Raw genomic sequence first — 13,198 nt, 5'->3', positions numbered from 1 at the left:
TCAACCAGCGGAACTGCCGATAGACCAACATAACGTATTATTCTACTGACTCAATTGCCGTCAAATTTTGCCAGATAACATCTTTTAACTCACTTAAACCCTGTTGACTAACCGCCGAGAGGAAAACGACAGGCACTTTGTTTGGTATAACTGCTTTGATTTCCTTCATTCTGGCGGCATCAATCAGATCCATTTTGGTTATTCCCAACAGGCGGGTTTTATCCATCAGTTCTGGGTTGAATTCGCGTAATTCGTTCAGTAATGTATTGTACTCCTGTCGTATATCCTCCGATGTAGCCGGAATGAGAAAGAGGAGTATCGAATTTCGTTCTATGTGGCGTAAGAACCGTATCCCTAAACCCTTGCCCTGAGAAGCCCCTTCAATTATACCCGGAATATCTGCTATAACGAATGACTTATAGTCTCTGTATGCTACGACCCCCAAATTAGGGACAAGGGTTGTAAAAGGGTAATCGGCAATTTCAGGTCGTGCCGCCGATAAGACCGACAGCAGCGTGGATTTTCCCGCATTTGGAAAACCAACCAAACCAACATCGGCCAGTAATTTAAGCTCCAGAACTACCCACTCTTCTTTTCCCGCTTCTCCGGGTTGTGCATGATAGGGTGCCTGCTGGGTTGCCGATTTAAAATGGTCATTACCCATTCCGCCCCGTCCGCCAGCAAACAGTATGATCTCCTGACCGTCTTCTGTAATTTCCGCTAGTTGCTCACTCGATTCCGGATCCCGGGCAAGGGTACCAAGTGGTACTTCCAGCACAACATCCTCTCCCTGCGCCCCACTTCGTCGTCCTCCTTCCCCTGCTACTCCATTACCCGCCTTCACATGCTTGCGGTATTTTAAGTGTAGAAGAGTCCAGAGTTGAGCGTTACCACGAAGAATAATATGACCTCCGCGACCACCGTCGCCCCCATCGGGACCACCTTTGGGGGTGTGTTTTTCCCGACGAAAGTGAACCGAGCCAGCCCCTCCTGCTCCCGACCGACAATTTATTTTTACGTAATCAATAAAATTCGATGAAGCCATATGTTTTTCTATCTCCCTTCCGACTCGTCAATTTTCTGGCATATTAGCTGAAAAATAGTTTCAATACTTCCAATACCATCAATGGCGACGTACTTACCCTGCTGGTTATAATAATCGGCAACAGGGGCTGTTTTGTCATTGTATTCCTTAACCCGTCGACGGATAAGGTTTTCATTTTGATCATCGGGCCGACCCGATGTTTGTCCGCGTATCAATAATCGCCGGGTTAGTTCTTCACTATCCACCACAAGCGCGATCATTACCTTTATTTTTGTTTGATGCTGTTTTAACAAGTTATCAAGTGCTTCTGCCTGAGGCACAGTACGAGGGAAACCGTCAAAAATAAAGCCTCCCACCGTCGAGTTATCGGTTGATGCCGTTTTATTAGCTGCCTGATTCTCCTCTAATTTACTCTCAATCATGCCAATCACTACCTCATCCGGTACCAGTAAGCCATGATCCATTAACTGTTTCGCTCTCAAACCCAGTTCGGTACCCGCTGCAATTTGTGATCGTAATAAGTCGCCGGTCGACAAATGAACCAGCTTATATTGTTGAATTAGTTTTTCACTTTGGGTGCCTTTTCCCGCACCCGGCGGGCCAAACAGTACAAGATTCAGCATACGGCTTTCAGAAGAGAGGTCGTTTTATTCAAAAATTGCGCCTGCAAAGGTACGATACCCTCAGGAAAATAATAGCTACTAAAGAAGATCGTCCTATGTCTTACCAACCTCAACAACATAAAAGCGTAGGTATCAAACCTACGCTTCTATGTTGACAGTCAAAAATTTCTGTTATTTACCGGTGGTTTTCTTTTTCACCGGGGCTTTAGCCGCTGGCTTCGAAGAGGTGGGTGCCGGTCCTTCCAGAGCCTTTTTAACATCCACGTCATTTGGATCTAATTCCAAAATTTTGTTGAAATATTCCTTCGCCTTTTCATCATCTTTCTTGGCCAGGTTATACGAAGCTAAGAATTTATACGATGTTATCAGATTCTTTAAATAACTCTGTTTTTTAGCCGCGTCAGTTTCGGCATTAGCCATGTCTATGAATTTTTCATATAGTGGAACGGCTGTTCCATACGCCAGCGATATGGTCGATGGATAAGCATAATAATTTGACTGAGCCCGGTAATAGTAAGCCAATGGATACGTTTCGCCAGCCGTTTTCTCGACCTGCTGAGCCATCTCGGCAAAAGCCGAATCAGCCCGCAGGAAATATAATTCCCGTCCCTTACGAATCTGGGCCGTGTCCATTGGAGCTGCCGTAGTATCGCGACCAACCCGGAAACCGTACTGATAATTAGAAAGACCCTTGAAAAGGTAATCATTGTTCAGGGGTTTTTTATCGTTTTTGATTGTCTTGGCGTAGTAATCAGCCGCCTTGTCATACTTTTTGCTATCGTAGTATGTTTTGGCAATTTCACGATACAGATTATCAGTCGTATCCAGAGGAGCCGCCTTTTCCAGGTTTACGATGCTCAGGGAATCCCCTTCAGGTGTGCCTAACTTTCCGTAAGCACGACCCAGATATTTATAATCGTCGTAAATAACCTTCTGGGGTGCCTCAGCAATAAACTTATTCAGCGACTGGATCGCTTCCTGAGTTTTCCCTAGAGCGGTATTGGCCCAGCCATACATACGATCAATAATCGGATTGTTTATTTTTCCTTTCAATTGATCCAGATAGCTGATAGCTCCTTCATAATCCTGGGCCAGAAATTTGTACCGGGCAATATCCAGCAATTGCTCTGGGTCTGTTGTACCGCTCGTTTGCACGTACTTTTCGTAGTTCGTAGAAGCTCCTTTGTAAGCGCGCGAGTTAGCCAGCGCATCGGCTAAAGCCAGGTAAGTGGGTGAAAACTGCGGGTCGGTTTCAATAGCCTTATTGAAGTACTTCTGCGCTTCCGTGTAGTTTTTACCGCGTAGGTACAACCGGCCAATCTTGTAATTTGCTTCCGCCAGATTGGGTTTGATAGCCATGGCGTTTTCGTACTTAGTGATCGCATTACCGCCATCGTTTTTCAGAAAATAGGCATCTCCCATAGTCATCTCGATTTCTGGGTTTTCGTTTTTCTTATCCTTTTCGTCGGCTATCGTCAATAGTCGGAGCGCTTCTGCCGGGTCATTTGTCTGTTCTGACAGCGTGTACATTTCAGCCGCCCGAATTAGTACGTCCTGATTTTTACCTTTCGTTTTGGCAACAGCTTCATCAATAAGTGTTTTGGCTGTACTACGGTCTTTTTTCATCAAGGCCACTCCTGCTAGGCCAACGTTGTTAAGTTGGTCTTTAGGATCGGCTGCCGCTCCTTTATCAAAAGCTGCCTTTGCTTTATCTGGCTGACCGCTTTTCAAGTAGTAATAGCCGAGATAAAACTGGTTTTCTGCGGATGGTGAACTAGTGGCTAATTGCGTCAGTGTTTGCTCTGCCTTTGTATATCGTTCAGCCTCCACATCTTTCAGGGCCGTTGAAAGGTCCTGCGCTACCAAAGGAGCCGTCATGGTTGCCCCGACGAACAGAATGGTCAATAGCGTTTGCTTCCGGTTGTTCTTCATGTACTTCAAGTTGGAAATTAAAATAAGGTTAGTGCTGATTAAACAGTTGACAAAACTAAAAAATTGTAGTTAAACCAAAAAAACTTACTCATTTTGTTAAGTTTATGATCCTATCGTATGGCATTCTGGGCCAAAGTCCCAATTTACGAATAATTAGGGAGCCTGCATCTCTGGTGATATAGTTTATAAGCCCACCACCCAAGCCTGGATGCGTTTCCCGGCTCAATATGTATACGGGTCGTCGTAATGGGTAACGTTGCATACCCAGGTCTTCCTGAAACGGCTGAAAGTAATCGTCCCGTTTGGTTGGCTTTTCTTTGTCCGATACCCCCATTACGCGTAAATCACGCGCTAGTTCGACAGAAAGGGGTTCATCGCTATCGCTAATCCAGTTGACCCCAATAAAGCCAAGAGCCGAGGGGTTTTCGCGCACGTAATCAATCACTTCTTTATTCGACCGCGTTGTAAAAATGCGCAGTTTGCTAATATCTTTCACCGCTAAAGTTTTCAGCATAAACTCCAGATTACTGGAATTGTTGTTGTCAAATACCAGCGTTATAGGTACTGTTTGATTCCCTCCTTTTAGTTGATCCCATGTTTTCGTCTTACCACTGAAAACACTGCGCAGTTCATTCATTGTGATCAGGCTATCGGTATTCGCTTTGTTTATAATAAGGGCTACTCCGTCTGTCGCAATTTTTTCCGTTGCCCCTTTTATTTTTTTCTGATTCAGGATAGCGCGCTCATTCGGATTTAAGGTGCGGGTTACGATTACCATTCGTGCGCTATCCCTAAGCATCATATTAATTGCCTGCTGCTCCGGTTTATAAACGACATTGAAATGAGTGTTAGGATAAATGCCCTCGTAGGCAGATGTAAGCTGCATGACCAATGGTTGAAAAGATTCATCAGCCGCAATAGTAATAGAACCCTGCGATGGATTATCAAGCGATGGTTTACCCGAACATCCCATTACCAAAGCGGCCAATCCAATAAGAAACCAGATACGATTAGTCATTTTGCTGAAAACGTTGATAAGCTCTATACGCCCGGAAAGCTCCGTATACGATTAGTAGTACTCCCAATCCATAGCGAAAAGGGCCTGTTGCAGGTAACATCCCAAAAGACTGAGAGGAGGCAATCAGTGCGATGCCTCCTCCCAGGTATGCCAACGCGGCTAACGTTGCAATAATCAACGTTAGCCGCGTTGAACCATCATTTTGTCCGCGCATACGAATTATTCCAGCGTGAAATTGATAGGCAGGTTAAACTTCACCCGAACCGGACGGCCCGACTGTTTACCCGGCCGCCACCTTGGCATAGCCTGTACAACGCGTTTTGCTTCTTCGTCGGTACCAAAACCAAGCCCTTTCAGTACTTGTACGTCCTGAATACTACCATCGGTATTTACCACAAAGCTTACGAATACGCGTCCGGAAATGTTGGCCCGCTGAGCTGCTGCCGGATAGCGAAGGTTCTTTTGCAGATACTGACCAAGCGCGGCCATACCACCACTAAATTCGGGTTGCTGTTCAACGACCGTAAAAATCTGGTCTTCTTTCGGAGCGGCTTCTACTGCCTTTTCCACTTTGGTTGGAGCGGCAGTGGCTTCAGGAGCGGCAATCACTTCATCCGCGTTTGGGTCGCCAATCACCGTTTTTTCGGCGGCAACAGCTTCCTTCAGTTCTTCCACAGCTGGTGGAGGTGTTTCTTCCGGCACTTCCTCATCCGGTTTCACTTCCGGTGGCAGGAACTTTACCGTGTTCACCTTAGGCACCTCTACTGGTGGCGGTGGCGGTGGCGGTGGTTCGTTCGGATCAATGGGTGGTGGTGGAATCTTCATCAAATCCACTTCTACCATCGACACCTGCTTTTCTTCGGGAGCCAAAGCAGTTAAAATGGTCGGCGTCAGTACACCAAGCGTAAACAGTATGCCTCCAATAATTAAGGCACGAGTCACCGCTTTGGGATACGATTTTCGCAGATCATACGCACCATACGCTTTGTTCCGGTGGGCAAACACGATATCATCGAGTGTTGCCTGGGAGTCTACTTCTGCCATGGTGTTAGATGTTTAATTTTACTTTGTCTTTGAGCAGTGTCTTCTCCGAGTCGGTCAATTCATCAACGAGTGCATAGCGCTTCAGCTTTGTAATTGCCATTTCATCCAGCACATCAACCATGTTTTTGTAAGTCGACTCCTTTGTTGGCTTGATAACCACTACGAACTTATCGCTACCCACTTTCTTGACATTTTCCATAAGTGCCTGACGAAATTCATAGCCGTAGCCTACAGTTTTCACTTCTGGGTCTTCATTGGCCGCCTTGCCAAAAATGTAGTAGGCCTTGTTGTCTTTACCCAGAAAGACTGTCATTACGTTGGATGCCTTAATAGGCTCCGTTTCTTCCTGCTTGGTTTTATCCGGCACGTTGAGCGTCATCGAAGATGGCTTGCTCAGGGTAGTGGCCAGAATGAAGAAGGTAATCAAGAGGAATCCTAAGTCAACCATGGGTGTCATATCCACCCGAGTCGACGCTTTCTTCGATCTTACCTTACCACCATCATGTTTACCACCCCCACCGCCAGTGTTAATTTCTGCCATAGTTTCTTAACAGATTCACGAGGTGAAAATCAAATTTAGTTTAGTCACTAAGCACTATTTATCCGCTGTCCAACCGGCAGGGGGCGCTTCTGTCCCCGTAATCAGATTGAATTTGTTGATATTCTGCGCTTGTAGTGTAGTTAACACATTCTTGAATTCGGGAAATTTGGCGAGGTTATCGCCTTTCAACGCAATTCGGAGATTGTTGTTAGCCTTACGGGCGTTGTACACCCAGGACTTTAGTTCATTGTTGGCCCCCGCACCAGTCGAGTCCGTTGGAATACCAGGCTGTTTCACTTTAGCCTGTTGTTCTTTGGACAGACTCAGGTACGACTTTAACTGATTGATAGGTAGCCCAAAGTTCGACATCAAGGCAAACTCTTTTTTCTCGGCGGGCGTGAACGAAATGCCTTTTTCGGCCGCAACGTTCTCCAGTGTAGCAATACGCGTATTCTGGTTATCGGTGCCAAAATAGACTTTGCCATCTCGACCAAGACCAATAGTCATGATATCGTTGTCCGGAACTTTAATTCCAGAGATAGACGAGGGCGTTTCAATCGATGCGGCATCCTGCGACCGGAACTGGGCCGTCAGGATAAAGAACGTCAGCAATAGAAACGCCACATCAGTCATCGCTGTCATGTCCACGGAGGAACTGGCGCGTTTAATTTTAACTGCTGGCATAAGTTTTCTTGGTTCATCCTGCCCGAAGGCGGGTAGGTTAAATTACATCAACGGTGCTGTCTCGACTAATAGTGAGCAGCAAAGTTTTGCTGAATGCTCAGGCCAATCTCGTCGATGTTGTACGTTAGGGTATCAATCCGGCTGGTGAAGTAGCTATACATGATCGTTGCAATAGCGGCAGTACCGATTCCAAGGGCTGTGTTTACAAGAGCCTCAGATATACCCGTCGACAGAGCACCTGTATCTGGCTGACCCGTTGCACCCATAGCTGCGAAGGCACGAATCATACCAAGTACTGTACCAAGCAGGGCAATCAGGGTAGATACTGAAGCCAGCGTTGCAATGATTGTCAGGTTTTTTTCCAACATTGGCAGTTCAAGCGTAGTAGCTTCTTCTACTTCTTTTTGCAGCGCTACTAACTTCTGCTCTTTGTCTAACTGGGTGTCGGTAGCTAGCTGCTGGTACTTCACAAGAGCCATCTTGACAACATTACCAATCGAACCTTTCTGACGATCGCACTCTTTGATTGCTTCGGCAACCTCATTACGATCAAGCTGGCTTTTGACTTTCCGAACGAAATCGTCAATAGATCCCGAACCGTTTGCGCGACCAATGGTGATGAACCGCTCAATAGAGAAGACCAGTACCGTCAGAAAACAGGTAAACAGAATTGGTACGATGAATCCTCCTTTATAAACGGTACCGAAGTAATCGCCGGGGAGAGGTTCTTTCGAGTTGTCGCCTTCTTGGAAGTGGCTGCCATCACCGAAAACGAACATGTACGTCAGGATACCGATAACTAACAAAATCGGTATTACAAGCGCGGGGTTAAGACCGCCTGACTTCTTTTTTGGTGCCGGTGCTTTGGCGGGTGCTGGAGAAGGAGTTTGTGTTTTCATTGGAACTGGACTGTAGGGTTAAAATTAAAAGTTGGTTTACCCGGTAAAAAAAGTGAAAAATTTAGACTCTTTCGGTTTGATCAGCTGAATATTTAATAGAAATACTGTCAAACCTCCACAAAAATATGTGTTTTCCGACAAAAACCACACAAATCTATTTATCAAATATTTCACTCTTATTGTAGTCCAACAATAAATACTTGGACTTAAATCACTCTTACTTAAAACATTGACCCGTTTGTTCAGTAAGCTAAATCATTGTTCCTCAACTGTAACACACAAACTTTTCCGTCATTCAGAGGCTTTTTTCGGGGTAATTAGGGGGGTGTGTAGCGCATAAAATAATTGTTAAGAATGTGAAGTGAGCCATTAAGCGGAGCCTCACTATTTATTTCTACGTAGATGAAAAAAGCCCGTGAATTCCATATCAGGCTCAGAAGAAAATCAAAAAAGCTACGTTGCCCATTCGGCAATTAAATGGAATTCACCGGGAATGATCTGAAAAAAAGGAGGGATGAAGTGCCTCTTTCACCAGATGCAACGAGCGTATACGGATTGTGAACTCCTGCAATAGTCGTGTGTAAACAGTGAGTATCAGTAGCCCCTCAGCCAGCAATCCTGTCATTGTATATTCCCCTACCAACTATAGGAAGTGCCCAAATCATTTCCCGGCTATATATGTATGTAGCTACCCTACCCCTGCCCCACTCAAAACGGCAGTGTTTTATCTGTTCTTCAACAGTACCTCCCGTTAGTATAGGGCCAATTAGGCAGCGGATGAAAAAATTTGACTAGTCCTTAACATTAGCATAATATTACCACACAGAATATTTAATAAGAATAATACATTTCAACAAAGCTATACAGATTATTATGCATATTTTTCAGAAAAAACATGCATAATATAAGGTTTAACTGAATAAGTATAATAATTAGCGAAAAGAATTTTATACCTAACAATAACAATTTGATAACATTTAGATAATATTGACGTAATATTAGGATAACATTCGATGCTGTTAATGACGGTGAAAGCCGGGCACGGATGTGTTTTTTACTTTTCACAAACACATTGAAGTCATGAAAAAGACCATTCTTCTTATCATGCTGGTAGGCTTCCTGGCAACGCAAGCCTACGCTGCGCCCATTACAACGAACGAACCTAAAACGCCAAAGGCCACACTGACGCTTGAGCAGCAGTTGGCAAAGTACGTTTCTTACCCCGATGTGCTCAAATCAAAACAACAGGCCGGTATCGTTGTAATTCAGTTCCGGGTAAATAGTGCAAGCGAACTTTGTCAACTGGAAGTTTTCAGTCAGAATGACAAGCTCAATCATACATTACTCCGCCAGCTAACGGGCAAAAAACTACCAGGTTATGGTGGTATTGGACTGGAACTCTATACCGTACGGCTGCATTTCCAGCCGGGCTGAATCCCAACTGAACGTATAAAATCATAAAGCAACGTCTTCACTAACCTTTCGAAGGTTTGGTGAAGACGTTGCTTTGTCTGCGTTATATGGAAGCGAGCAGACTTTCAGCCCATACGAAAGTTCATCTTTTCAATTCAATCGTAAATTCGGCAAAAGCGTGCTTCAATGCCTCTAAAGCGTCTGTCAGCCCACTCGTATCATTTACTTTTAATTTACCCTCTGCCGTCCGGGCAATATCGGCCATGCGGGTTACACCAATCGTACCAGCACTGCCTTTTAGGGTATGCAGGTTACTTTTTACGGTTGGAATATCGCCCAGGGCATAGGCCGATAGTGCTCCGCTAACTAAAGAATCTGCTTCCGTCACAAATTCTTCCATAATACTATCTACCAGTTCCTGACCGCCAATGTCGCGGAGTTGCCCAACAATTTCGGCGTCGATAATAGGTAGCCGTGTTTCGGGAGTTTTCGGCTGCGTTTTAGGCGTTGGCAATAACGTCGTGACTGGCTGTGGCTGACGTTTGGCCCGGTTGGCATCCGTTAGTTCTTTTACTTTAGCTACCAGACTCTGGGCACGAATGGGTTTGGCAATATAATCATCGAGACCCTGACTAATGAAGCGTTCGCGGTCTTCTTTCATGGAGTACGCGGTCATAGCCACAATAGTAGGCAACGTATCGCCAAACTGTTCGCGCAGGTGCCGGGTAGTTTCCACGCCATCCATATCCGGCATCTGGATATCCATAAAAATGACATCGAATCCCTCAAACTCACCTTTTTCTCTGCGCGCTTCGGCGATTGTTACCTCCTGTATTGCGGCCGGACCACTGTCGGCGGTGGTGATGACACAGCCTGCCTTACGCAGAATTTCGCTGGCCACCTTCCGGTTCACGGCATTATCGTCCACCAGCAATACAAATGGATGATACGTACTAAAGAAATTGGCCAGCGCAATTTCAGCTACCTCCGTGGCTTGTTGGGTTGGACTGATAGCCGTTTCCTTCAACTCTATGGTAAACCAGAACGTACTGCCCTGGCCAACAGTCGATTCCACGCCTACTTCCCCCTTCATCAGACTTGCCAGTTCTTTTGAGATGGCCAGCCCTAAGCCTGTACCACCAAATGATTTTCGCGATGACGTATCTACCTGGCTGAAGGAGTTAAAGAGCAGGCTGATATTCTCGGGCGAAATACCAATGCCGGAGTCTTTTACCGCTACCCGAATCCGGTTGAACTTCCCCCGCTTGCTTAGTAGGGTTGCCTCAACCCGTATCGATCCCTGCTCCGTAAACTTGATGGCATTACTGGTCAGGTTCGACAGCACTTGCAGGAGTCGGGTTTGGTCGGCAATAACGAACGTGGGCAGGGCGGGGTCAAGATAGTACGTAAGATCATTATTTTTCGAGTTGGCCTGCTGACCGAATAGAGCAATCAGTTTCTCAAAAATCTCTTTGAATGCTATCGGTGATTCGTGCAGCATCATCTTTCCGGCCTCAATCTTGGACAGGTCCAGAATATCGTTCAGAATGTTTAACAGCGTTTCCGATGAGCGTTTAACGATTTTTACGTAATCGCGCTGTTCCTCATCCAGTGGCGTATCATTCAGCAAATCAATCATGCCAATTACACCGTTCATCGGGGTACGAATTTCGTGGCTCATATTGGCCAGAAATTGCTCCTTCACCTTCAATGACCGTTCGGCTTCGTCTTTCGCTTTCACCAGCTCCGCCGATTGTCGGCGGAGTTCGGTAATGTCACGAGCCAGTACGGCTACCACCGAGTTTTTACCCGATGCAAACTCCTGCGAATCTTCATCGTTCAGCATCAACATGTTAAACATGTACTGACGTTCGCTGCCATCTTTCCGGCGCAGGCTGGCTTCGAAGTTGCGAAGGCTTCGGTTGCGGCCTAGTTTAATCATGGCCCGATGGATGCTGCTTTTATCAAAAAAGTACTGCGTTATATCCTGCCCCAGCACTTCGTCGGGCGTGTAGCCCAGCCGCTTGAAGATGGATGGACTAATCATTGTAACCCGCCCTTTGCGGTCTACGCGGGCATAAATGTCCTGTAGATTCTCGAAGATACCCCGGAATTTTTCTTCACTCTGCAACGTGGCAATTTCAGCCCGCCGGCGGTTAGTGATGTTTCGGGCAATACCCGAGACCTCGTCAATAACCCCTCCGGCCAGCAAAATAGGGTTGAGATGAAACTCATAAAAGGTTTCACCACTGGGCATCGTAAAATGCAGTTCGAAATTCTGAGCATACCCCCGGAAAGCCTGCCGGTATCGTTCCTCCAGTGTCTCCCGGTTTTCATCACCAATCATCCGCCAGCCGGGTTCAGCGGTGCTAGCCTGAACGACCGGACCGTCGGGTGCCTGATGCCCAATCAGCCGGGCGTAGTTTTTATTGAAGGACGTTAATTGCAGGGCTTTATTTACCGACCAAATCAGGTACGTACTACTATCGAAAATGGCGTTCAGTCGGGCATTTTGCTTATCCAGTCGTGCCTCCGATTGTTTGCGGGCAATGGCCAGGGCTACCTGTCCCGAAATAAACTCCAGCAATTCCAGGTCGCGCGGGCCGTACGTTCGGGAATCATCGTATGACTTTACGCCAATAATCCCTGTAATTTCGTCACCAATACGGAGCGGAGCGGTCAGCATCACTTGCGGCTGACGCTGACCATACAGGTCTATATTGTGCTGGTCGGCCAGGTAACGAATGTCTTTTTCATACAGGAACAAAGGTTTGTTGGCCAGAATGGTATATTCGATGATGCCATTGCCCAGTTTTCTCTTGGTGAACCGCATATTACTGCCAAAATACTCATCAACGTAATAGGGGAATGACAGGTAAGTTTTGGTAGAATCGTACAATGCAATGAAAAAATTGCGGGCATCGATAATATTGCCCAGCTCTTCATGAATTTTACGGTATAACTCGCCGAGATTAGGCGAATTAATGGTCCAGTTCGCAATGCTGTAATATAACTTCTGCGATTTTTCGGCCCTGATTTTACCGGTAGTATCGTGCAGGATACAGCGAAAAGCGGTGGGGCGACCATTATCGAACCGACAGTTGATACTCCCCGACAGGAAGAGTGTTTTACCCGCCTTGCTCCGAAAAACGGTTTCGATGTACGGGAGTTGGTCCCCATTCTGAATGCGTTTGAGCAAATCGAGCGTGCTACTGGCGTAATCGGGATGGAGTACATTGCGCAGGTTAAGCGCCGAAATCTCTTCCGAACTGTAGCCCAGTGCCTCCCGCCAGGCGCGGTTTACGAAAATGAATTTGCCATCCAGCGTTAGCAACTGGATCAGGTCGGAGGTGTTATCCACCAAATCCTGCAATTGAGCATTGGTGTTCGAGAGCGCCGATGCTACCCGCCGTTTGTTCGTTACATCCTCCCCAATAACGGTGAATGAAGCCACGTGCCCGTCGGTGCCGTTGATGATAACGGAGTTGAGTTGTACATTTCGGAGGGCACCACTACGAGCCAGCAACGAAATCTCCTTCTGCTCCGGAAAGCCCCCTTTCACCAAAGCTTCATCAAACTCCAGCTCGAGCCGGGCACGGTCGACGGGGGGAATGAGTACATCGAAAAAATTATGCCCGATAATGTCATCGGCTTGCCAGGCTGTAACCCGGTACGTATACGGATTGGCATAACTAAGCGTTCCATCGTGCTCGATGGTGAGGCCAACCAGATTAAGCTGGTCGACCGTTTGGCGAACGTCGAACAAGGGGCGGGTTTCGGCAGAAGACTGATCGTCGCGTTCGTGGTGTAATCGCTGAATTTCGGCTACTAATTCAGGTTTAGTTTTGGCAGACAAGCGCATGGCGTATAGCAGTGAGTTGTCTAAATTTACAAAAATCCTGGTTTCCGCTAACCATAAGGGGGTAGAATTGGAAAATGGTTTTCATTCGTCGACTGCGTTTGATTGCATAAGTATTGTTTACTTTGCTTTCTATCGCC

10 protein-coding genes are annotated in these 13,198 nt (G+C 46.4%); 1 reads left to right on the top strand and 9 read right to left on the bottom strand.

All coding sequences use genetic code 11. The features are described from left to right. Positions 1–37: 37 nt before the first annotated feature. The 8 genes from obgE to B157_RS0116540 all read right to left on the bottom strand — a co-directional run bounded on the left by obgE (position 38) and on the right by B157_RS0116540 (position 7,786). Entirely contained in the window at positions 38–1,045 is a 1,008-nt protein-coding gene (gene obgE, locus B157_RS0116575) for a GTPase ObgE (protein WP_020604427.1), read from the bottom strand. An 8-nt stretch (positions 1,046–1,053) separates the two neighbouring features. After that, positions 1,054–1,668: an adenylate kinase gene (locus B157_RS0116570; RefSeq protein WP_020604426.1), complete on the bottom strand. Its 615-nt coding sequence runs from the start codon at positions 1,666–1,668 to the stop codon at positions 1,054–1,056. Positions 1,669–1,839: 171 nt separating this feature from the next. Further along, the gene (locus tag B157_RS0116565) at positions 1,840–3,600 is read right to left on the bottom strand and encodes a tetratricopeptide repeat protein (RefSeq protein ID WP_041952150.1); all 1,761 of its coding nucleotides are present in this window, start codon (positions 3,598–3,600) and stop codon (positions 1,840–1,842) included. An 88-nt stretch (positions 3,601–3,688) separates the two neighbouring features. After that, on the bottom strand, positions 3,689–4,618 hold the full coding sequence (locus tag B157_RS0116560; RefSeq protein ID WP_020604424.1) for a PstS family phosphate ABC transporter substrate-binding protein: 930 nt from the start codon (positions 4,616–4,618) through the stop codon (positions 3,689–3,691). Between the two features lie 219 nt (positions 4,619–4,837). Beyond that, the gene (locus B157_RS0116555; RefSeq protein ID WP_020604423.1) at positions 4,838–5,662 is read right to left on the bottom strand and encodes an energy transducer TonB; all 825 of its coding nucleotides are present in this window, start codon (positions 5,660–5,662) and stop codon (positions 4,838–4,840) included. A gap of 4 nt (positions 5,663–5,666) precedes the next feature. After that, positions 5,667–6,203, bottom strand: a complete 537-nt coding sequence (locus B157_RS0116550; protein ID WP_020604422.1) for an ExbD/TolR family protein — start codon at positions 6,201–6,203, stop codon at positions 5,667–5,669. Positions 6,204–6,257: 54 nt separating this feature from the next. Further along, on the bottom strand, positions 6,258–6,887 hold the full coding sequence (locus B157_RS0116545; protein ID WP_026308751.1) for an ExbD/TolR family protein: 630 nt from the start codon (positions 6,885–6,887) through the stop codon (positions 6,258–6,260). Positions 6,888–6,952: 65 nt separating this feature from the next. Beyond that, complete coding sequence (locus tag B157_RS0116540; protein WP_020604420.1) at positions 6,953–7,786, bottom strand: MotA/TolQ/ExbB proton channel family protein; 834 nt, start codon at positions 7,784–7,786, stop codon at positions 6,953–6,955. 1,080 nt (positions 7,787–8,866) lie between these two features. Between B157_RS0116540 and B157_RS0116535 the strand changes: the two genes are divergently transcribed. Then, a complete protein-coding gene (locus tag B157_RS0116535; protein ID WP_020604419.1) occupies positions 8,867–9,220 on the top strand; it encodes a hypothetical protein in 354 nt (117 codons plus the stop codon). 121 nt (positions 9,221–9,341) lie between these two features. Here B157_RS0116535 and B157_RS0116530 read toward each other — a convergent pair whose 3' ends face one another. Then, positions 9,342–13,061, bottom strand: coding sequence for a PAS domain S-box protein (locus B157_RS0116530; RefSeq protein ID WP_020604418.1), 3,720 nt, complete (start codon positions 13,059–13,061; stop codon positions 9,342–9,344). Positions 13,062–13,198: the final 137 nt, after the last annotated feature.

The sequence above is a fragment of the Spirosoma spitsbergense DSM 19989 genome, from assembly GCF_000374085.1.
Classification (GTDB): Bacteria; Bacteroidota; Bacteroidia; order Cytophagales; family Spirosomataceae; genus Spirosoma; species Spirosoma spitsbergense.
The sequence above is the reverse complement of the archived record's forward strand: the minus strand, read 5'-3'. Positions and strand labels throughout refer to the sequence as shown.